Origin of the sequence: Microbispora sp. CA-135349 (assembly GCF_050947365.1) — a bacterium.
Taxonomy (GTDB): Bacteria; Actinomycetota; Actinomycetes; order Streptosporangiales; family Streptosporangiaceae; genus Microbispora.
In genome coordinates this window covers 3,958,847-3,979,794 of sequence record NZ_CP192001.1, presented here as the reverse complement: position 1 = coordinate 3,979,794, position 20,948 = coordinate 3,958,847, and the positions used below count along the sequence as shown (strand labels likewise).

Sequence of the window (20,948 nt, the reverse complement as noted above, 5' to 3'; positions counted from 1 at the left end):
GCGGGTCCGGCCGGCCCCGGCCTGGTGTGCCGCGAACAGCGCCTCGGCCTGCTCGAAGGCAGTCAGCCCGCGCCGGTAGTCGTCGTCGTTCTCGACCGCCATGTCGATGAACTGCCCGGCGCGGTCGTCGGCTTTGGCCAGGTCGATCAGGCACAGCAGGTCGGGCTGCTGCTGGTGGCGGGCGGCGGCCAGGCGCCGGTTGCCCTTCCTGGCGCCAACCTGAAGGCAGCGAACCTCGACCGCCGGCAGACCGTGGACGAGCTCGCCCACCGCGCGCACGTGTCCCGCCGGACGTTCATCCGGCGCTTTCACCAGGAGACGGACACGTCGCCGATGGCCCGGCTGATCGCCGCCCGCGTCGACTGGCCTTCCGGGCGGCCTTCCACCGCCATGTCGGCATCTTCCCCGCGAACTACCGGGCCGGCCGGACCGCTACGAGCGCCACACCCTCGTCGTCGCCGGCTACGGCCGCCGTCTCGGGTGACAGAGCGGTTCGGGCAGACCTCCGTCAGGTGACGGGGACGATCTCGGCGCGCCGCAGCAGGCCGCCCTCGACGTCGAGTATTCCGATGGTGCCGTGCGGCTGACGGCGGCGGTCGGTGGGCGAGCCGGGATTGAACACCCGCACTCCGTCGCCGGTCACGTCCATGGGAATGTGCGAGTGGCCGAAGACGACCAGGCCGGCCTCCGGAAAACGGCGCCGCATCCGGGCGGTCCGCCCCGCGGCCTGGCCGCTGTCGTGGATCATCGCGACCCGGAGGCCGCCGAGGTCGAGTTCGAGCGTCTCGGGGGCGCCCCAGGCGGCGACGTCCGGTCCGTCGTTGTTGCCGAGCACCGCATGGACCCGGGCGTACGCGGACAGCTCCACCAGGACGTCCGCGGTGCAGACGTCTCCGGCGTGCAGGATCAGGTCCGCCCCCCGCAGGTGCCCGGCGACCGCGGGCGGGCAGGACTTCCAGCGCCGGGGAGCGTGGGTGTCCGCCAGCACGACGACCTTCACCCTTCCATCATCCCTCCCTGAGAAGAGGTGCCAAATCTCATATTCGGGGAATAGAGACCCACGTCCCGCACGACCCTCAGTCCTGCACCCCTACACCGGTCTCCCCCGGCCGGTCCCGCTCGGGAGGAACGATGAGCAGGCAGATCGCCGACGGCTTCCAGGCCCCCACCCTGTCCGAGCTCGAGGCACGCGTACGCGGGCTGGAGAGTCAGGTCGCCCACCTCACCGAGCTCGTCAACACCCTGTCCGGCCAGAGTGGGGAGAGCCGCTGACGGCATCCCTGCAAGAGGCGGCCGCAACGACGGCGTCCCCGCCAGGGAAGACCTGACGGGGACGCCGGCACCGGTGTGGGCCGCGGCTACACGCGGCGCGCGGAGGCGGCGACGGCCCGGACCTTGAGGTCCGCGCCCCGGCCCGCCGTGAGCCCGTTCACGTGTCCGTCGCCGGACCCGTTGACGTGCCCGTTGGCGGGTGCTTTGCCGGACGCGCCGGCGGACCCGTTCGCGGGTGCCTTGCCGGACGCGCCGGCGGACCCGTTCGCGGGTGCCTTGCCGGACGCGCCGGCGGACCCGTTCGCGGGTGCCTTGACGGGTTCGATCACGGACCCGTCCACGGGCGCACCGGTCTTTCCGGACCCGGCGGCCCGGAGGTCCCGCCCGCGCCTGTCCGTGCCCGTGCCCGCCGGGACGGGGGCCACCCGTCCGTAGGGCTCGCGCCCGGTGCTCACCGCCATCGCGCCCAGCCAGACGAGGGTCGCGATCGCGATCACCACCACCGCTCCGAGCACCAGCACCGCCACCGCCGCCAGGGAGACCACGGCTCCCAGCAGCTCCACCATTGAGATTCCTCCAGAGGTCGACCCCGATTACGGCACTCCGGCGGCCGGCGGAAGATCACCTGCCACGTAGAGGAACGAAAATTGCCGGATATTGGTGCCTTGCCCCGTTTGGATGACTCTCATACCTTACTGATCGGCCAGCGAGGGCCTGCCCATGGGCAGGCCGTCGAGCCTGCGCAGGATCACACCCTCCCGCAGCGCCCACGGGCAGATCTCCAGCACCGGCAACGCGAACAGGTCCATCGCGGCGTCCGCGACGACCGCGCCGGCGAGCAGCTGCGCGGCCCGCCCCGCCGACACTCCGGGAAGCTCCGCCCGGCGGGCCGCCGGCATCGCGGCCAGCCGGGCCGTCCACTCGGCCAGGGCCTCATGCGTCAGCGTCCGCTTGACGTACGGGCCCTCGCTGGACGGCGCCGCCCCCGCGATGCGCGCGAGCTGGCGGAACGTCTTGGAGGTGGCGACCGCGTGGTCCGGCCTGCCGTACTTGGCGACCGCCCCGGCGGCCCGCCCGATCTCGGTGCGCACGTGCCGCCGCAGCGCGCGGATCTCCTCCGGACCCGGCGGGTCGGCGGTGAACCAGTCGCGGGTGAGCCGCCCCGCGCCGAGCGGGAGGGAGACGGCGACGTCGGGCTCCTCGTCGATGCCGGAGGCGATCTCCAGCGAGCCGCCCCCGATGTCGGTCACCAGCAGCCTCCCCGAGGACCAGCCGAACCAGCGGCGTACGGCCAGGAACGTCAGCCTGGCCTCGTCCTCCCCCGACAGCACCTGGATGTCCACCCGCGTCTCGGCCTTGATCTGGGCCAGCACGTCCTCGCCGTTGACCGCGTCGCGGACCGCCGACGTGGCGAAGGCGACCAGGTCCTCCACGCCCTTGTCCTCGGCGATGCCGGCCGCTTCGCGTACGAAGGCCCCCAGCCGCGCCGCGCCCTCCTCGCTGAGCCTGTCGCCGTCGACGAGATGCTCGGCCAGCCGCAGCTCCTCCTTGTGGGAGAACGCGGGTATGGGCCGGGCACCCTGATGCGCGTCCATCACCAGCAGGTGCACCGTGTTGGAACCGACGTCCAGGACTCCGAGTCGCATGCCCCCGACGCTACCGTCCGTACCGGGGAGATCCACTCGCCCGCACGGCTCATTCCGGCGCGACGTCCACGAGGTGACGCTATTCCGGTTCGGCCCTTTTCCCTCGGGTAGTTGCAGGCCGACCAGGCGAGGGAGTGCGGTGGCATGAGCGTCAGGCAAAGGTACGGGGGCCTGTCCGGCGGAAGGACCGGTGACAGGCTCGGCGGGACGGGGGGCGGCTGGTCGAGGGACTGGTCGGGAAGCTGGGCCAGCGGCTGGGCCGGGGGCCGCTTCGGCCGCCGTTTCGGGCGCAGAAGCAGGCGCCTGCGGGCCACGGCCAGGGAGGCCTTCGGCTGGCAGCAGTTGCGCCCGGGTCAGCAGGAGGCGATGGAGCTCCTGCTCGCGGGGCGCGACGTGCTGCTCGTGATGCCGACCGGCGGCGGCAAATCGGCCGTCTACCAGGTGCCCGGGCTGCTCCTCGAGGGACCGACCGTCGTCGTCTCGCCGCTCATCGCCCTGCAGCGCGACCAGGTCATGGGCCTGCTCAAAGCGGGGGCCGCGGGCGCGGTGGCGGTCAACTCGGCCGGTTCGGTCGAGGCGGGGCTCGACCAGGTCACGGCGGGCCAGGCCGAGTATGTGTTCCTGTCGCCGGAGCAGCTCGCCAAGCCCGAGGTGGTCGAGCGGCTGGCCGAGGCCCGGCCCTCCCTGATCGCCGTCGACGAGGCGCACTGCGTGTCCGCCTGGGGCCACGACTTCCGGCCGGAGTATCTGCGGCTGGGCAAGGTCATCGAGCGTCTGGGCCATCCTCCGGTGATCGCGATGACGGCCACGGCCGCGCCGACGGTGCGCGAGGAGATCGTCGAGTCGCTCGGCCTGACCGGGGCGCAGCAGATCGTACGGGGATTCGACCGGCCCAACCTCCACCTCGAAGTGCACCGGTTCACGAGTGACGACGACAAGCGCAGGACCCTGGCCAACCACGCCGCCGGCCTGGACGGCGTCGGGCTCGTCTACGTGGCGACGCGGCGTCAGGCCGAGGAGTACGCGGAACTGCTGAAGGAGCGGGGCCGCCGGGCCGAGGCGTACCACGCGGGGATGAAGACGAAGGACCGCCGCCGCATCCACGAGCGGTTTCAGGACGGCGACCTCGACACCGTGGTGGCGACCTCGGCGTTCGGGATGGGCATCGACAAGCACGACGTGCGTTACGTGCTGCACGCCGCGCCCCCCGAGTCGCTCGACGCCTACTACCAGGAGATCGGCCGGGCGGGCCGTGACGGCAACCCCGCCGACGCCGTGCTGTTCTACCGGCCGGAGGACCTGGGGCTGCGCAAGTTCTTCTCCGCGGGCCGGGCGGACGAGGCCCTGATGCGGCGCGTCGCGACGCTGGTCCACGAGCACGGGGGCGAGGTGGCCGCCGCCGATCTGCGCGAGCTCCTCGGCGTCGGGGCCGCCAGGCTGACCTCGCACGTCAACCTGCTTGAGCGGGCGGGCGCGGTCGAGGTCACCCACGGCGGCGCCCTGAGCTACGCGCCGGACGGCCCGCCGCCGGACGAGGCCGCCGCCCGCGCGGTCGAGATCGACGACCTGCGGCACCGGATGGAGGACTCCCGGCTCGAGATGATGCGCGGTTACGCGGAGACGACCGGCTGCCGCCGCCGCTTCCTGCTCGAGTACTTCGGCGAGCCGTACGAGCGGTCGTGCGGCGACTGCGACACCTGCCGCTCCGGGACTGTGACCCCGCCGGAGGCCGGCGACGGGCCGTTCCCGATGCACGCGAACGTCCGGCACGCCGAGTGGGGACACGGGATCGTGATGAGCCGCGAGCAGGATCGGATCACGGTGCTGTTCGACTCCGTGGGCTACAAGACGCTGGCACTCGGCCTGGTCGACGAGCTGCTCGAAATGGTGTGACAGGCGGCCCGGCTGACCAATCATTACCCAGCGTGACCTTGTCGCCACTTGCGGTGATTTGGCCCGATGCCGAGACTCATAGACGGGGGGCGTGAGTTCGGGGGTGGTACCGGTGCGGGAGCGAACCAGCACCAGGGAGACGTGGCCGTTCGAGTGCCTGCGTTGCCTGCGGGTCTGGGCGGAGGAGTACGTCGTCCACCGCGGGCGCGACGAGCACGGTGACGACCTCGTCGTCTGGACCCGGGACGACGCGGCCGTCCAGCCGCCCTGGTCCGGGATGGTCTGTCCCGGATGCGGCTGCGGGACCGTGACCACCTTCCCCACCGGTTATCTGGCCCACCATCCGGAGATCACGCTGGGGCGGCCCGCCCTGAAGACTCCGGCGCCGTAGACGCCCGCCCGGCGGGCGGCCGTTCGCAGGTGACCGTCGGGCGACACCGCGCGGGCGGGACGGGGTGACCGGGCCCGAAGGGGCGAAGCAGGCGACCGGCGCAACTGCGGATTCGCCTGCCCGACCCGGTTGTCCACAGGCAGGACGAGCGGGCCCGCCGGATCCGGCAGAATGAGAGCCCCGGAAGAGGGCGGACCCGGAAGAAGGCGGAACAGGATCGTGACGACGTCCATTCAGCAGCGGATCGCCGAAGAGCTCGGCGTGCGCGAGAGCCAGGTCACCGCGGCCGTCGACCTGCTCGACGGCGGGGCGACGGTGCCGTTCATCGCCCGCTACCGCAAGGAGGCCACCGGCGCGCTCGACGACGCCCAGCTGCGCACGCTGGAGGAACGGCTGCGCTACCTGCGCGAGCTGGAGGAGCGGCGGACCGCGATCCTCGAGTCGATCCGCTCGCAGGGCAAGCTCGACGAGGCCCTGGAAGCGCGGATCATGGAGGCCGACTCGAAGGCCCGGCTGGAGGACATCTACCTGCCCTTCAAGCCCAAGCGCCGCACGAAGGCCCAGATCGCCAGGGAGCTGGGGCTGGAGCCGCTGGCCGACGCGCTGCTCGCCGACCCCTCGCTCGACCCTCAGGCGACGGCCGGGACGTACGTGCGGGAGGGCGTGGCCGACGCCGCCGCCGCGCTGGAGGGCGCCAGGGCCATCCTGGTCGAGCGCTTCGCCGAGGACGCCGATCTCATCGGCGACCTGCGCGAGCGGATGTGGTCCCGGGGACGGCTGGTCTCCCAGGTGCGGGAGGACAAGCAGGAGTCCGGGGCCAAGTTCTCCGACTACTTCGACTTCTCCGAGCCCTTCACCCGGCTGCCCTCCCACCGCATCCTCGCGATGTTCCGGGGCGAGAAAGAGGAGGTGCTCACGCTCACCCTCGATCCGGAGGCCGAGGAGCCGAACGACTACGAGGCGCGGATCGCCCGGCGGTTCGCCATCGCCGACCAGGGACGCCCGGCCGACAAGTGGCTGCTCGACACCGTGCGCTGGGCCTGGCGGACCCGCGTCCTCGTGCACCTGGGCATCGACCTGCGCACCCGCCTGTGGCAGGCGGCCGAGGAGGAGGCCGTGCGCGTGTTCGCGGCCAACCTGCGCGACCTGCTGCTGGCCGCCCCGGCCGGGGTGAGGTCGACCATGGGCCTCGACCCGGGGCTGCGCACCGGTGTGAAGGTCGCGGTCGTGGACGGCACCGGCAAGGTCGTGGCGACCGAGACGATCTACCCGCACGAGCCGAAGCGGCAGTGGGACCAGTCACTCGCGGTGCTGGCCCGGCTGGCGGCCGAGCACAAGGTGGAGCTGATCGCCATCGGCAACGGCACCGCGTCGCGGGAGACCGACAAGCTCGCCGGTGAGCTGGTCAAGCACATGCCGCACCTCACCAAGATCGTGGTTTCCGAGGCCGGGGCGTCGGTGTACTCGGCGTCGGCCTACGCCTCGCAGGAGCTGCCCGGCCTCGACGTCTCGCTGCGCGGCGCGGTCTCGATCGCCCGGCGCCTGCAGGACCCGCTCGCCGAGCTGGTCAAGATCGACCCCAAGTCCATCGGCGTCGGCCAGTACCAGCACGACGTGTCCGAGGTGAAGCTGTCACGCTCACTCGACGCGGTGGTGGAGGACTGCGTGAACGCGGTGGGCGTGGACGTCAACACCGCGTCCGCCCCGCTGCTGACCCGGGTCTCCGGCATCAGCGCCGGGCTGGCGGAGAACATCGTCGCGCACCGGGACGCCAACGGGCCGTTCCGCTCCCGGACGGGGCTGAAGGACGTGCCGCGGCTCGGCCCGAAGGCGTTCGAGCAGTGTGCGGGCTTCCTGCGCATTCCTGGCGGCGACGACCCGCTCGACGCCTCCAGCGTGCACCCCGAGGCGTATCCCGTGGTGCGCCGCATCCTCGACTTCACCAAGAGCGACCTGCGTACGCTGATCGGCAACACCTCCGCGCTCCGCACGTTGAAGCCGTCGGACTTCGTCGACGACACCTTCGGCCTGCCGACCGTCACCGACATCCTCAAGGAACTGGAGAAGCCGGGCCGCGACCCCCGCCCGGCGTTCAAGACCGCCACCTTCAAGGAGGGCGTCGAGAAGCCCTCCGACCTGTCGCCCGGCATGATCCTGGAGGGCGTCGTCACCAACGTGGCCGCGTTCGGGGCGTTCGTCGACATCGGCGTGCATCAGGACGGCCTGGTCCACGTGTCCGCGATGTCGACGTCGTTCGTGAAGGACCCGCGCGAGGTGGTCAAGCCCGGCGACATCGTCCGCGTGAAGGTGCTCGACGTGGACCTCCAGCGCAAGCGCATCTCGCTCACGCTGCGCCTGGAGGACGAGACCGCGGGCAACGGCCGCAGGGGCGGGCCGAACGGCGAGGCCCGCGACGACCGGCAGGGCGGCCCGCAGGGTGGCCGGCGCGGCCAGAACCAGTCCCGGCAGAACCAGTCTCGCCAGAACCAGGGCGGCAAGGGCGGGTCGGGCCGCGGCAACGGCCGGGGCTCGGACGGCGCGCCGCTCGGAGGGGCCATGGCCGAGGCCCTGCGCCGGGCCGGTCTGACCGACCCCGGCTCCGGTGACCGCCGCTCCCGCTGACGGGCCTGAACGACCGTTCCCACTGACGCGTTCCCCCGTCCGCCGCCGCTCGCGCCCGGCGCCCGCCTTCGGTGCGCCGGCACGCCGTGCTCGCCCGCACCGGGCCGCACTGCTCGGAGGACCGCAGGGTCGTGACCAGGCGGATGCCGCGCGCACCCATGGAGGAGAACAGCCCGGGCAGGCCGGCGATCCGGCAGATGTCGGCCGCCTCGTCCGGCGAGACGGTCATCGGCGGATCGAGCCGGCCGCCCATGCGTTCGGCCTCGCTCTCGGCGGCCTCCGGTCGGCCAGGCCGGCGATGAGCGGGGCGGCCGGACGCAGGGTAGGCGTCCGCGAAGGCTGGAGTCTTACCAAAGCGTGGTTCGCCAGTACCTGGACGACGGTTGGGGTGAGAGCCGAGGGATCTCCCGGGCAGGCCGGCCCGGCCATGGCACGCGGCTCGCGCCGGGGATCACCGCCGAGAATCTGCTCGTCGATGCCGAGACGGCCGCACCGTCTACGGGGATCCAGCACCTGGGAGAGGGCCGGCTCAATGAGTGAGCGAGGGAAGAAGCGGGTGGTGGCCAGGAAGCCCGTGTCGATCGTCCTGACCGTTCTGGTGCCGGGGGCTCTGGCCCTCATGGGCATGTCCGTGATCTTCGGCGCCGGGATCGTCCACAACCTCGCGGACGTGCTCGTCTTCTCCCTGATCATGGGGGAGAGTTCGTTCGTGATCTGGTTGCTCGCCTGGCACTCGAAGATCCGGGCGACCCCCCGCAGCCTGTTCGTCGACAATTTCCTCGTCGTCCATGAGATCCCCTGGCAGCACGTCAAGGACATCGCCCTCGGCAACGGCATCGTCGTCGTCCTCGACGACGGCACGGCGATCGGCTCGCTACAGTTCGGCGGATCCGTACTCGGCGGCATCACCGGCTACCCCACCTTCCGCCGCCCGCTGCGCCGCCTCCGGCAGGCCCTCGCCACCTACAAGGGCAACGGCGAACGCGAGGCCCGTGAGAAGAAGACCTACGTCAAATTCCCCTGGATCGCCGCCCTGGCCTGGTTCCTCCTCTATGCCATCCCGTCGTTCCTCCAGCTCTGAGGAATCCGTTCCGGCAGCGGGCGCATGAGGCAGCACTCGTAGTCCGTGTCGCTCTTGTGACGAGTGGCCGGACCGAGGTGAAGGTGTGGTCCGTCATGGTGTCATCGGCGTTCAGGCCGTCGACACCGCGCGCCAGGGTCGCGGCGAAGTGGGCGGCCTGGGATCCGGCCGGCAGCCGCAGGCGGATCTTGGACCACTGTGGGAAGACCATCGTGAATGCCATGAACGTCGGCCGGGCGTCGGGGCAGTCCCGAGGGCCCGCGTCCGCCGGCGACGGAAAATGCCCCGCGAGGCAATGGACGCGGGGCACAGGGCTGATCAGGAACGATGGCCGGTCATTCAGTCACTGCTGCTGTTGCTGTTGCTGCTGACCACCGCCACCCTGCTGTTGTTGCTGTTGTTGCTGCTGATGACGTCTGCGCCTCTCTTGCTGCTGCTGTTGCTGTTGTTGCTGCTGGCCTCCGAAGCCCTGCTGCTGTTGCTGCTGTTGCTGCTGATGACGTCTGCGCCTCTCTTGCTGCTGCTGTTGCTGTTGTTGCTGCTGGCCTCCGAAGCCCTGTTGCTGTTGCTGTTGTTGCTGCTGCTCCCGCCGGTGGTGACGGTGATGGTGCCTGCCGCGGCATCTGCCTCCCGGGCAGTCCCCCGTGGTCGACGGCCGGATGACCTGCTCGGTCGTGCCGGCGGCGTTGGCGGGCTGCGTCTGGATCGCGACAGGGGCGACGAGGGCCGAAGCCGTCATGACGGCAGCAGCCAATGCTTCTTTGAACATGGGTATCCCTCCGTCGGCTCCGTGCTGAGAAAGCGGACGACATCCGAATTCACGGAGCTCGAATCGATCCATCGAACCTTGGATCTGGACCCTGATTCTCACGCTAGAGGCAGCAAACGCCCCAGTCGCCCATCAGGGGGCAAATAAGCATTTTTGGCATCGAAAGTATATGGGCCCGGGAACGCCGCGATTTCGGCCTCCACTCGAACGGACCGGCGATTGCGGCTTTGCCGAGACCCGGAGGGAATTCCCCCTTATTTGGGATTCCCATTGTTGCTTCGGGGGTCTCGGGCGCTCTCACGACCGCCCGGCATCGCCCGTGATTGCGGCCCTCCGCGTGCTCAGCGAGCCGCGCCAGGGCCGACGGCCGTCGTGAGCAGATCCTCCAGGACGACGGCGAGGGCGGCGACCCCGGCGAGGCAGTCGGCCTCCTCGGCGTGCTCGTACGGCGAGTGCGAGACCCCCGTGGGATTGCGCACGAACAGCATGGCCGCCGGAACCACGCCGGCGAGGATGCCCGCGTCGTGCCCGGCCCCGGTGGGCAGCACCGGCGCACCGCCGAGGACGCGCGCGACACGGTCGCGCAGGGCCACGTCGAAGTCCACGACCGCCGTGTAGGACTCCCGGGTCACCTCGGCCCCCTCGGCGGCCCGCGCCGTCTCCTCGACGAGCCTGTCGAGCAGGGCGGCTTCCGGCGCCCGGCAGTCGAGCCAGGCGCTCACCAGCGACGCGATGGCGTTGGTGCCGTTGGGCTCGACCCTGACCCTGCCGAAGGTGGCCAGGGCCCCCAGGCGCTCGGCGCCCGCCCGAGCGGCCAGCACGGCCGCCGCGTAGGCCGGCATGGGATCGCGCCGGTCCTCCAGCCGGGTGGTGCCGGCGTGGTTGGCCTCGCCACGGAAGTCGAAGCGCCAGCGGCCGTGCGGCCAGATCGCGGAGGCGACGCCGACCGGATGCGGTGTGGCGGCGAGACGGCGGCCCTGCTCCACGTGCAGTTCCACGAAAACGCCGATCCGAGCGAGGCGCTCGTCGTCGCGCCCGGCGGCCTCCGGGTCGCATCCCGCCCGTTCCATCGCCGCGGCCAGGGTGACGCCGTCGGCGTCGCGCAGCTCCCGCGCCGCCTCCGCCCCGACCGCGCCGGTCATCAGCCGCGATCCCAGGCAGGCCAGGCCGAACCTGGCGCCCTCCTCCTCGGCGAAGTTGACCACCGCGAGCGGCCGCTCCGGGCGCACGCCCCGGGCCCGCAGGGCGTCGAGTGCGGCGAACGCCCCCGCCACGCCCAGCGGGCCGTCGTACGCCCCGCCGTCGGGCACCGAGTCCAGGTGGGATCCGGTCACCACGGCGTCGCCGGCCGCGGGGTCGCCCATCCAGGCCCACTGGTTGCCGTTGCGGTCGGTCTCGTACGTCAAGCCTCTCTCGCGAGCCTGCCCGGCGAACCAGGCCCGGCACTGCGCGTCGGCCGCCGTCCAGGCGTGCCTGCGGTATCCGCCCGTCGCGTCGCACCGCCCCACCGGGAGCAGGTCGCGCCACACCCGGCGGAAGCCGTCCGCGACCTCCTCAGGCAGGGCCCGCGCCCCCTCAGCCATCGGTGTCCGAGCCGCGCTCCCCCGCCCCCGCCATCGGAACGCGTACGCCTCGCTCACCGGCGACCTCGGCGGCCCGGTCGTAGCCCGCGTCCACGTGCCGGATCACGCCCATGCCGGGGTCGTTGGTCAGCACCCGGCGGATCTTCTCCCCCGCGAGCGGCGTCCCGTCGGCGACGGTGACCTGTCCCGCGTGGATGGAACGGCCGATGCCGACCCCGCCGCCGTGGTGGATCGACACCCAGGACGCACCGGAGGCGACGTTGACCATGGCGTTGAGCAGCGGCCAGTCGGCGATCGCGTCGGATCCGTCCAGCATGCCCTCGGTCTCCCGGTAGGGCGAGGCCACCGAGCCGCAGTCGAGATGGTCACGGCCGATCACGATGGGAGCGGAGATCGCCCCGGAGGCGACGAGGTCGTTGAACCGCTCGCCGGCCCGGTCGCGCTCGCCGTACCCGAGCCAGCAGATCCGCGCGGGCAGGCCCTGGAACCGCACCCGCTCCCCCGCCATCCTGATCCACCGGGCCAGCGGCTCGTTGTCCGGAAAGAGATCGAGGATCGCCCGGTCGGTCGTCGCGATGTCGGCCGGGTCGCCGGACAGCGCCGCCCACCGGAACGGGCCCTTCCCCTCGCAGAACAGCGGCCGGATGTAGGCCGGCACGAACCCGGGGAAGTCGAACGCCCGGGCGTACCCGGCGAGGCTCGCCTCGCCCCTGATCGAGTTGCCGTAATCGAACACCTCCGCGCCGGCGTCCCGGAAGCCGACCATCGCCTCGACGTGCCGGGCCATGGACTCACGGGCCCGGCGGGTGAAATCCTCGGGGTCCTCGCGCGCCAGCGCGGCCATGTCCTCGAACGCGACGCCGAGCGGCAGGTACGCCAGCGGGTCGTGCGCGCTCGTCTGGTCGGTCACGACGTCGATCTCCGCGCCCCCGGCCAGCAGGGCGGGCACGGCCTCGGCGGCGTTGGCCACCACCCCGATCGACAGCGGGCGGCGCGCGTCCCTGGCCTCGTACGCCAGGCGCAGCGCCTCGTCCAGGCTCTCGGCCCGGACGTCCAGATAGCGGTGACCGATGCGGCGATCGACGCTGCGCGGGTCGCAGTCGACGCAGATCGCCACGCCGCCGTTCATCGTGACCGCGAGCGGCTGCGCTCCGCCCATGCCGCCGAGCCCGGCGGTGAGCGTGATCGTCCCGGCGAGACTGCCGCCGAACCGCTTGGCCGCGACCGCCGCGAACGTCTCGTACGTCCCCTGCAGAATGCCCTGGGTGCCGATGTAGATCCACGAACCGGCCGTCATCTGGCCGTACATCGTGAGCCCGAGCCGCTCCAGCCGCCGGAACTCCGGCCACGTCGCCCAGTCGCCCACGAGGTTGGAGTTGGCGATGAGCACCCGGGGAGCCCATTCGTGGGTGGTCATCACGCCGACCGGGCGGCCCGACTGCACCAGCAGCGTCTCGTCGCCCCGCAGCGTGGCGAGCTCGCGCACGATGGCGTCGTACGACGGCCAGTCGCGGGCCGCCTTGCCGCTGCCGCCGTAGACGACGAGCCGTTCCGGATGCTCGGCGACCTCGGGGTCGAGGTTGTTCATCAACATGCGCAGGGCGGCCTCCTGCGGCCAGCCGCGCGTGTTCAGCGTGCCGCCGCGCGGAGCCCGGACAGGAGCCCGAACGTCCGAAACACGAGCGTCCCGAGCACGAGCGTCCCGAGCACGGTCGCCTGGAGCACGGGCGCCGGGGACGCTGCCACCATCGTCAGCCACGGGTCCTCCTTCCGACAGTGCCGCGCACGAGTTCATTCATCGTCGGTGAATGAATAGATTCAGTCAATGAGGAACACCCCGCGGGCGGCGGCCGACGCCTCGAACGCCTCCAGTCGGGCCTGCGCTCCGGGCAGCTCGTCGCACATGGCCTCCAGCAGCACCCGGCCCAGCATCATCGGCGCGCACGCCGTGTCGAACACCAGGTGCGTGCCCACGGCGGCCGCGAGGAGAACGTCCGACAACCCGGCGAGGGACGGCACGCGCCTGTCCGCGACCGTGACGACGCTCAGGCCGGCCGTCCGGGCGGACCGGAGGGCGTCCCCCAGTTCGGCCGGGTAGCGGGGCAGGGCGAAGCACAGCAGGGCCGTCGCCCCGGCCGCCGCGGCCTGCTCGACCCGGTCGGCGAGAAGGGATCCCGCCTCCTGCAGAAGCCGTACGTCGGGGTGGACCTTCGCGGCGAAGTAGGCGAACCCGGCGGCCTGCGCCGCGCCGGCCCGCAGGCCCAGCACGAGGAGCGGCCGCGAGGCGGCGAGCAGACGGGCGGCCGCGGCGACGGGTCCGGGGTCGTCCAGCGACCGGGCGAGGGCGCGCAGGTTGTCGATCTCCGCCAGCACGGCCCGCCGGTATCCCTCGCCCGGGCCCTTCCCCCGGGCCACGTCCCGGTTCGGCGCCGCGGACGCGGCGTCCGCGTAGCCGTCCGGTCGCGGCGACGGCCGATCCGAGCTCCCTGAGCCCCCTGAGCCCCCCAAGCCCCCCGAGCCCCTCAGGTCCCTTGAGTCCCTCGAGTCCCTTGAGAGGGCACGGAGCGGCTTCGCGGGGCCCGGCCGCGGGCCCCCGGCCCGCCCGGTCGCGCCACCGCCGGGCCGTACGCCCAGCTCCCGGAACCTTCGCCGCAGGGCCGGGTACCCGTCGTAACCCAGCGCCATCGCGAAGCGGGTCACCGACGGCTGGCTGACCCCGGCCAGCTCGGCCACTTCGATGCTCGACAGGAACGGCGCCTCGGCGGCGTGCTGCGCCAGGCAGTGAGCGATCCTGCGCTGCACGGGCGTCAGCCGGCGCCCCTCGAACAGCCGCAGCAGCCGCGACGCGGCGTCGCCGTCGTCGCCGCGACCGTCGCGGTCCTCGCCGTGGTCGCCGTGGCCGTCGCGGTCCTCGCCGTGGTCGCCGTGGCCGTCACGGTGGCCGGGCGGGCCGTCGTCCGCGTTGTGGCCGGTGTTCATCGTCCCCCCACGCCTCGGCCCGTCCGCGCCGGACCGGTCGGCCTGCATACTTTTATTCACCACGCAGTCTCCAGCGAGGCGTCGTCCACAGGCAAGGCACCGTCTGCGCGCACCGGCCCGGGGATTGCCTAGGCTGATCGGCAGAATCCAGCAAGGGAGATTTCCGTCGATGACCGGTGGATTGAGAAATGGTGACCTTGGCCGTCGCGTGGGGCTCGTCGCGGGAGCGGCCGCCCTGGCGGCGGCGGTGTGGGTGCTGCGGGACGTCCCCGCCGCGCTGGGCGCGCGGCCGTCGGGCGAGCGGGCACTGCGGGTGCGGCGCTCCAAACAGTTCCGCGACGGCGCGTTCCGCAACACGACGCCCAGCCCCGTCCTCCCTCCGGGGACCAGGCAGCAGGTCGCCCGCGAGTTCCTCAGCCGGACACAGCGCAAGCCCCGCCTCCCCGTGCCCCTGATGACCCCCGGCCCCTCCCAGGGCGGCGACCTCGACGCCGTCTGGTACGGCCACTCCTCCGCCCTGATCGAGATCGAGGGCCGGCGGGTGCTGTTCGACCCGGTGTGGAGTGATCGCTGCTCCCCGGCGTCGTTCACCGGGCCGCGCCGCCTGCACCCCCCGCCGGTGCCGCTGTACGAGCTGCCCGAGCTCGACGCGATCGTCATCTCGCACGACCACTACGACCACCTCGACATGGACACCGTGCGACTGCTGGTCCGCACGCAGTCCGCGCCGTTCCTGGTGCCGCTCGGAGTCGGCGCCCATCTCGAGCGCTGGCGGGTGCCCGCGTCCCGGATCATCGAGCTGGACTGGAACGAGGAGACCACGGTGTCCGGCCTCCGGTTCGTGGCGACTCCCGGCCGTCACTTCTCCGGCCGCGCGTTCCGCCGGGACCAGACCCTGTGGGCCTCCTGGGTCGTCGCGGGCGAGCGCAGGCGGGTCTTCTACAGCGGTGACTCCGGCTACTTCGACGGATACGCCGCGATCGGCGAGGAGTACGGGCCGTTCGACCTGTCCGTGATCCAGATCGGCGCCTACAGCAAGGGCTGGCCGGACATCCACATGACGCCCGAGGAGGCGATCCTCACCCACCTCGACCTGCGCGCCCGGGTGCTGCTGCCGGTGCACTGGGGCACGTTCTCGCTCGCCCCGCACGCCTGGAACGACCCGATCGACCAGCTGTGGCGGGAGGCGAAGGCCCGCGACGTGCGGCTCGTCGTACCGCGCCCGGGCGAGCGCGTCACGGTCGACGACCCCCCGCCGGTGGACGGCTGGTGGCAAACGATCATGTAGTGGAGCCGATCCGCGCCGGCCGGTCAGTTCATCTCGGCCGCGCCGGCGGGCATGCCCGCCGGATGGCGCAACGCGTCGGCGCGGGTCGGATACATGGTGAGCCGCGCGGTGAGACCGAGCAGCGAGAACAGGTGGAGCATGTGCGGGCTCATCCCGCAGACGGCGCCGTCTCCGTCCTTCGGCGGGGTGCGGACGCAGGCGTCGATGAGCACCCGCAGGCCTGCGCTGTCGATGAACCGCAGGCTCTCCAGGTCGAACAGGAGGCGCGTCGCGGGGCGGGCCAGCAGGGGGGCCACCTGCTCACGCAGCATGGAGACCGTGAGCACGTCGAGCTCGCCGCTGAGGGTGATAAGGGTGAAGGGGGGCGACTGCGCCACCGACACCTGGAAATCATGCAAGGGTCCCACCTCCGCTGGTGAGATGACCCACCCGGAACTCCTTCCGGACGCGCCCATATTACGCATAAGGGGCGATTGATCCCATATATGTGACAGAAAGTCTCTTCAGGTTTCACTCGCGTCCCACGGGTAGTCGCGATCCATGGGCATACGAGCAACGGCGGTCGTCTGCCTCGCGGCCACCGCACTGGTCTCCACGGGGTGCGCCTCCGTGGACGACGCGGCGGTCACCACGACCGCGGAGCGGTTCCTGTCCGCGGCCGGGCAGGGCCAGGGAGGGCAGGCATGCCTGCTCCTGGCACCCAGGGCCGCGGAGTCCCTGGACGACTGCGACAAACAGATCGTGTCGGTCGGGCTGCGGGTGGGCGCGGTGCGCGGCGTCGACATCTGGGGCGACGAGGCGCGCGTGCGGGTGGACGGCGACACGATCTTCCTGCACCGGTTCCCCGACGGCTGGCGGGTGCGGGCCGCGGGCTGCGAATCTCGCCCGGATCAGTCGTACACACAGCAGCCGTACGACTGCGAGGTGAGCACGTGAACGGCGCGCGCACGCTCTACGCGGTGCTACTGGTCACGATCGCGCTGGGCCTCGCGTACGTGATCGTCATCGGGCTCGCTCGGAGGTAGCGGCGGTGAAGCGTCTGATCAGGGACAACGCGCTCGCGCTGTGCTTCCTGCTGCTGTTCCTGCTGAGCCTTGCCGGGCAGTCGGTCGCGGGCGCGGCGGCGTTCAACGAGGAGCAGGTGGCCGGCGGCGGCTCCCCCGTCACCTGGGCCGAGTACGTCGCCTCGTCGAGTTTCGCCGTGGACGTGGCGGAGAACTGGCAGTCGGAGTATCTGCAGTTCTTCCTCTGCATCCTCGTCACCGTCTGGCTGGTCCAGCGCGGCTCGCCGGAGTCGAAGAAGCGGGGCGAGCAGGGCCTGGAGTCCGACGCCGACCAGAAGGTCGGCCGCCACGCCGAGCCCGGCTCCCCCGCCTGGGCGGCGGCGGACGGCTGGCGGCGGACGGTCTTCAGCCATTCCCTGGGCATCGTGATGGGCGTGCTCTTCCTGCTGTCCTGGCTGGCCCAGTCCGTCGCCGGACTGGCGGCCTACAACAACGAGCAGCTCGCCCGGCTGGAAGATCCGGTCAGCTGGATCGGCTATGTGACCTCGCCCGACTTCTGGAACCGCACCCTGCAGAACTGGCAGTCGGAGTTCCTGGCGGTCGCCTCCATGGTCCTGCTGGCGATCTTCCTGCGCGAGCGGGGCTCACCACAGTCGAAGAAGGTCGGCGACCCGCACGTCGAGACGGCCTCCACCGGCTGACAGACTTCACGCCACCGGTGACAATCCCGGTCAAAGCTCCGAATGTCCGCGTTTGTCGCATTCCACGATTTGGGTACGCCCAGCGCCAATCGTGGGGAGGAGCACCGAGATGACGTTCAACCCGCTGCAGGAGCGGGGAATCCCGCTGGATCGGCAGCTGCGCAACTGGCGCGAGCTGAATGTCACGCCGATCGATCCCGACCGCGCCGATCCCTACACCCGGTGCCGGATCATCACGATGAACGGGATCGAGATCGAAGCGATCATGTTCAGCCACCATTTCGCCAGGCGGTGCCCGGACCTGGAGGTGCGGCAGCGCCTGGCGGAGGTGCGCTACATCGAGGCCCAGCAGCAGAAGGCAGTCAACTGGCTGCTGCCGGGGCTGGCCTCGGTGCTGGAGACGACCCTCGCCTACGAGCAGGTGGCGGTGGATCTGACCGCCTGGGTGGCCCGGATGGAGCCCGACCCCTATCTCAAGCAGGCCTACCAGTTCGGCGTGCTGGAGGACTTCGATCACCTGTACCGGTACGCGAACCTGTACGAGATGATCGAGCACCGCAAGGCCGAGAAGATCGTCGACCGGCTGACCGAGGTGATGCCTGGCCGGCCGACGACGATGCACCACCGCCACCCGGCCGACAACGTCCGCGAGCACTACAACCGGGAGACGACGCAGGCGATCTCCAAGCTGCACGCGCTGACCATCATGTCCGCCGAGCAGCAGACGATGAACTTCTACATGAACGTCGGCCCGATGTACATGGAGCCCATCGCGCGGCAGCTCTACCAGGAGATCGGGCTGATCGAGGAAGAGCACGTCACCCACTACGAGTCGCTGCTCGATCCGGGCGAGTCGTGGTGGGAGCAATGGCTCAATCACGAGTACAACGAGTGCTACCTGTACCACTCGTTCATGGAGACCGAATCCGACCCGAGGATCAGGGCGATCTGGGAGCTGCATCTGAACATGGAGCTGGAGCACCTGCGGATCGCCGCGGACCTGTTCCGCCAGCACGACGGGCGCGATCCGGAGCAGCTGGTGGCCCGGGAGTTGCCGAAGCCCGTGACGTTCGAGCCGAACAAGGAGTACCTGCGCGAGCTGATCGCCACACAGATCGACTACACGACCCTCGGGACGGGGTACGTCCAGGAGGCCCACGAGCGCTTCCAGCGCTGGCAGGAGCAGCTCATGGGCGGGGAGGAACCGCCCAGCGAGCGCATCATCGACGAGAACCGCGCCAAGTCGGGCGACGAGTACCGCCTGGAGACCGAGGGCACCCACCCCCTCTACAGCCTGCGCACCCACTGAGGCGGCGTCCCGGCCCGGAGCCGCGCCTACGGACCCGGGCCGGGGGCACGCCCTATCGGCGGCGCAGCGCCTGGCGGATGAGGTCGCGCGCCCTGTCCATGATCGCCGCGGGCGGGCCCAGCAGCAGGTTTCGCGTCATCGACTCCACGCCGGGATGCGGACGGGTCGGGGCCATCGCCTCGGCGGCCCGCACCCCGAGGGCCATCGCCCGCCGCTCCGCCGCCGTCGTCTCGGCCCGGAGCTTGGTGAACTCGTAACGCTCCTCGGCCCGGGCGTGTGTGAGCACGGCGATCCGCAGCCTGTCCAGCTCGGGCATGAAGCCGGGGTGCTCCGGGCCCATCTCGTCCAGCCTGCTGAGGATCTCCTTGGCCTCGCGCTCCTCCTCGAGCCGGTCGGCCACAACTCCCGCTCCCCCGTCCACCCGCAGCCGCGTGTAGGGGTGCACGATCTCCTCCTCCGCCGTCTCGTGGACGGCCAGCATCCGCAGCAGCCGCCGGAACGGCTCACGGCGCTCACCCGGCGGGGCGTGCTCCACCTCGTCGAACATGTCCCTGATCATCGCGTGCTGATGGACGAGCAGGTCGACGACGTCGGCTTCCTTCATCAGTTCGGGTATCGGGTGCTGCACGTCGGTCATGTCCCTCTCCCCTCGGATACGGGCGCCCGGCCTCCCCGCGGGAAGGCCGGGCGCCCGGCGAAACGGGACCACGGTCGAGCGTGACCGCGCATGGCGGACACCCGGCTATCTACCCCTGACGTGCGGTGATCAGCAGCCGATCGGGCTCGATCCCAGCGCCACGTCGTCGTACCAGATCGTGTCCGAGTCGCCGCCGTAACTCTCCCAGCCCAGGCGGAACGTCGTGGGCCGCGGCGAGGTGGAATGGCGCAGCCACTGAGCGTCCACGTCGGTGGTCGGCGTGCCGTCCACCCTCAGGCCGGCGATTTCCTGGTCGTCCAGGTACGTACGCATGGCCTGCTGCGTGGTGTCGATCTGGAAGCGCAGGCACACCCAGCGGTTGACGGGCAGCGGGGTGCTCAGCGCGACCCCGTTGGGGCTCTGCTCGGGCAGCGTGGCGTCGTCGGACTCCCGGTTCCACTGGAGAGCGCCGTTCTGGCCGCCGATCCGCAGGTCCTTGCCGCCGTCCCTGGAGTCCGACATGGTGATCATCGCGACGTGGCCCGCCGGGAGCGCGGTCGTGTGCCGCAGCCACATGCGCCCGTACACCACGGGCGAGATGGAGGAGACGTTCTTGGTCGTCGCGGCGAAGATGTGGTTGCAGTAGTTGCCGCCGCCGTTGATCTTCAGCGACTTGCCGCCGCTGTGCACGGTGCTGGAGTCGATCGTGGCGGTGCCGGTGCCCGAGCAGTTCGGGGTGGTCACCTGCCACTCCCCCGACGGCGTGCCCGACTGGTCCTCGAAGCCGGAGCAGACGACCAGTCCGTTGCCCGAGCAGCCGGACGGCGAGGGCGTCACCGAAGGACTGGGCGAGGGCGACGGGGACGGCGAGGGAGACGGCGAAGGAGACGGGGACGGGGACGGGGACGGCGAGTGGTCGACGGTCGGGGACGGCGTCGGCGAGGGTGAAGGAGACGGCGACGGCGAGTGGTCCACGAACGAAGGAGACGGAGAAGGCGACGGCGAGGAGGAGGCGCCGCCGCACGGCACGCCGTTCAGCGACCAGTCGGACGGCGTCGTGAGGCTGCCCGACCAGGTGCCCTGGAAGCCGAAGTCGGCCGTCTGCCCCGTGGCGAGCGAGCCGTTCCAGGTCTCGTTCTTGGCGGTGGCGACCGCGCCCGACTGGCTGACCTTGGCGCTCCACCCGTTGGTGATCTGCTGGCCCGCGCCGACCGTCCAGCTCAGCGTCCAGGAACTGACCGCCGAGCCGAGGTTGGTGAGCCGCACCGACGCGGTGTAGCCGCCCGGCCACTGGTTGGCCGTGTAGTCCACCTTGCACACGGGTGCCGCGGAGGCGCTGCCGGGCACCAGCACGACCACGAGGCCGGCGACCAGCGCGGCCAGGGCCGCGACCAGGCGCGCCGCCGGAGAGCCCGGCAGGCCGCGGGCGGCGGGGCGGACCCATCGGACGGGACGGAACTGCTTCATGCGTACCTCGTTTTCTGCGCATCTGCTCGTTGGCACGCCGCCCGGCACGCGCCGCGCTCCCGCACCGGGCACGGGCGGCCGATCCCGCTCGGACCGCGGCAGGGGACGGGCTCCCTCCTGCGCGTACGGCGGCAGTGACGACACCGGGGACGACACCGGGGACGCCACCGGAGACGACGCCCGGGACGACGGCGGAACGTGCGGTGGGACGACGGTGGGCCGCGCATGAGCCGACCGGCCGGCGACGCGCGCCCGGGTCGCGACGCTGCGGCCCCGGACGCAGATGTTTTCTCCGCGTGGCGGAGC

20 protein-coding genes are annotated in these 20,948 nt (G+C 71.6%); 11 read left to right on the top strand and 9 right to left on the bottom strand.

Annotated features, from left to right (window positions below; translation table 11 throughout):
- The first annotated feature begins 24 nt into the window (after positions 1–24).
- Positions 25–516: an AraC family transcriptional regulator gene (locus ACQPZZ_RS18495; RefSeq protein ID WP_432933648.1), complete on the top strand. Its 492-nt coding sequence runs from the start codon at positions 25–27 to the stop codon at positions 514–516.
- Here ACQPZZ_RS18495 and ACQPZZ_RS18490 read toward each other — a convergent pair.
- Positions 509–1,000, bottom strand: a complete 492-nt coding sequence (locus tag ACQPZZ_RS18490; protein ID WP_432933646.1) for a metallophosphoesterase family protein — start codon at positions 998–1,000, stop codon at positions 509–511. The two genes, ACQPZZ_RS18495 and ACQPZZ_RS18490, sit on opposite strands and share 8 nt — an antisense overlap.
- A 131-nt stretch (positions 1,001–1,131) precedes the next feature.
- Here ACQPZZ_RS18490 and ACQPZZ_RS18485 point away from each other — a divergent pair, with 131 nt between their 5' ends.
- The gene (locus ACQPZZ_RS18485; RefSeq protein ID WP_363637441.1) at positions 1,132–1,272 is read left to right on the top strand and encodes a hypothetical protein; all 141 of its coding nucleotides are present in this window, start codon (positions 1,132–1,134) and stop codon (positions 1,270–1,272) included.
- A gap of 86 nt (positions 1,273–1,358) precedes the next feature.
- On the opposite strand, the gene ACQPZZ_RS18480 is transcribed toward ACQPZZ_RS18485, so the two are convergent.
- Together ACQPZZ_RS18480 and ACQPZZ_RS18475 are read right to left on the bottom strand one after the other, a co-directional pair.
- On the bottom strand, positions 1,359–1,838 hold the full coding sequence (locus tag ACQPZZ_RS18480; protein WP_432933644.1) for a hypothetical protein: 480 nt from the start codon (positions 1,836–1,838) through the stop codon (positions 1,359–1,361).
- A gap of 126 nt (positions 1,839–1,964) precedes the next feature.
- Entirely contained in the window at positions 1,965–2,918 is a 954-nt protein-coding gene (locus tag ACQPZZ_RS18475; RefSeq protein WP_432933642.1) for a Ppx/GppA family phosphatase, read from the bottom strand.
- A 144-nt stretch (positions 2,919–3,062) separates the two neighbouring features.
- Between ACQPZZ_RS18475 and ACQPZZ_RS18470 the strand changes: the two genes are divergently transcribed.
- From ACQPZZ_RS18470 to ACQPZZ_RS18450, 5 genes are all read left to right on the top strand, one after another.
- Positions 3,063–4,811 (top strand): RecQ family ATP-dependent DNA helicase, encoded by a 1,749-nt coding sequence (locus tag ACQPZZ_RS18470; RefSeq protein WP_432933640.1) that lies wholly within the window; start codon positions 3,063–3,065, stop codon positions 4,809–4,811.
- Between the two features lie 112 nt (positions 4,812–4,923).
- Complete coding sequence (locus ACQPZZ_RS18465; RefSeq protein WP_363637433.1) at positions 4,924–5,202, top strand: hypothetical protein; 279 nt, start codon at positions 4,924–4,926, stop codon at positions 5,200–5,202.
- Between the two features lie 219 nt (positions 5,203–5,421).
- Positions 5,422–7,824: a Tex family protein gene (locus ACQPZZ_RS18460; protein ID WP_432933637.1), complete on the top strand. Its 2,403-nt coding sequence runs from the start codon at positions 5,422–5,424 to the stop codon at positions 7,822–7,824.
- Between the two features lie 532 nt (positions 7,825–8,356).
- Positions 8,357–8,905, top strand: a complete 549-nt coding sequence (locus ACQPZZ_RS18455; protein WP_432933635.1) for a hypothetical protein — start codon at positions 8,357–8,359, stop codon at positions 8,903–8,905.
- Between the two features lie 85 nt (positions 8,906–8,990).
- Positions 8,991–9,821 (top strand): hypothetical protein, encoded by an 831-nt coding sequence (locus ACQPZZ_RS18450; protein ID WP_432933633.1) that lies wholly within the window; start codon positions 8,991–8,993, stop codon positions 9,819–9,821.
- A 194-nt stretch (positions 9,822–10,015) separates the two neighbouring features.
- On the opposite strand, the gene ACQPZZ_RS18445 is transcribed toward ACQPZZ_RS18450, so the two are convergent.
- From ACQPZZ_RS18445 to ACQPZZ_RS18435, 3 genes are all read right to left on the bottom strand, one after another.
- Positions 10,016–11,257, bottom strand: a complete 1,242-nt coding sequence (locus ACQPZZ_RS18445) for an allantoate amidohydrolase (protein WP_432933631.1) — start codon at positions 11,255–11,257, stop codon at positions 10,016–10,018.
- The gene (hutU, locus tag ACQPZZ_RS18440) at positions 11,250–12,890 is read right to left on the bottom strand and encodes a urocanate hydratase (RefSeq protein ID WP_432934434.1); all 1,641 of its coding nucleotides are present in this window, start codon (positions 12,888–12,890) and stop codon (positions 11,250–11,252) included. The genes ACQPZZ_RS18445 and hutU overlap by 8 nt, the downstream gene beginning before the upstream one ends.
- A 185-nt stretch (positions 12,891–13,075) precedes the next feature.
- Positions 13,076–14,236 carry a MurR/RpiR family transcriptional regulator gene (locus tag ACQPZZ_RS18435; protein WP_432933629.1) on the bottom strand — a complete coding sequence of 387 codons (1,161 nt, stop codon included), beginning with the start codon at positions 14,234–14,236 and terminating at the stop codon, positions 13,076–13,078.
- Positions 14,237–14,405: 169 nt separating this feature from the next.
- Between ACQPZZ_RS18435 and ACQPZZ_RS18430 the strand changes: the two genes are divergently transcribed.
- On the top strand, positions 14,406–15,524 hold the full coding sequence (locus ACQPZZ_RS18430) for an MBL fold metallo-hydrolase (protein ID WP_432933627.1): 1,119 nt from the start codon (positions 14,406–14,408) through the stop codon (positions 15,522–15,524).
- Between the two features lie 23 nt (positions 15,525–15,547).
- On the opposite strand, the gene ACQPZZ_RS18425 is transcribed toward ACQPZZ_RS18430, so the two are convergent.
- Positions 15,548–15,922, bottom strand: coding sequence for an STAS domain-containing protein (locus ACQPZZ_RS18425; protein ID WP_432933625.1), 375 nt, complete (start codon positions 15,920–15,922; stop codon positions 15,548–15,550).
- Between the two features lie 142 nt (positions 15,923–16,064).
- Here ACQPZZ_RS18425 and ACQPZZ_RS18420 point away from each other — a divergent pair, with 142 nt between their 5' ends.
- From ACQPZZ_RS18420 to ACQPZZ_RS18410, 3 genes are all read left to right on the top strand, one after another.
- Positions 16,065–16,460: a hypothetical protein gene (locus ACQPZZ_RS18420; protein ID WP_432933623.1), complete on the top strand. Its 396-nt coding sequence runs from the start codon at positions 16,065–16,067 to the stop codon at positions 16,458–16,460.
- A gap of 94 nt (positions 16,461–16,554) precedes the next feature.
- Positions 16,555–17,229 carry a DUF6766 family protein gene (locus ACQPZZ_RS18415; protein ID WP_432933621.1) on the top strand — a complete coding sequence of 225 codons (675 nt, stop codon included), beginning with the start codon at positions 16,555–16,557 and terminating at the stop codon, positions 17,227–17,229.
- Between the two features lie 109 nt (positions 17,230–17,338).
- On the top strand, positions 17,339–18,538 hold the full coding sequence (locus ACQPZZ_RS18410; protein WP_432933620.1) for a hypothetical protein: 1,200 nt from the start codon (positions 17,339–17,341) through the stop codon (positions 18,536–18,538).
- 52 nt (positions 18,539–18,590) lie between these two features.
- On the opposite strand, the gene ACQPZZ_RS18405 is transcribed toward ACQPZZ_RS18410, so the two are convergent.
- Positions 18,591–19,175, bottom strand: coding sequence for a hemerythrin domain-containing protein (locus tag ACQPZZ_RS18405; protein WP_432933618.1), 585 nt, complete (start codon positions 19,173–19,175; stop codon positions 18,591–18,593).
- Between the two features lie 129 nt (positions 19,176–19,304).
- A complete protein-coding gene (locus tag ACQPZZ_RS18400) occupies positions 19,305–20,642 on the bottom strand; it encodes a cellulose-binding domain-containing protein (RefSeq protein ID WP_432933616.1) in 1,338 nt (445 codons plus the stop codon).
- Positions 20,643–20,948: the final 306 nt, after the last annotated feature.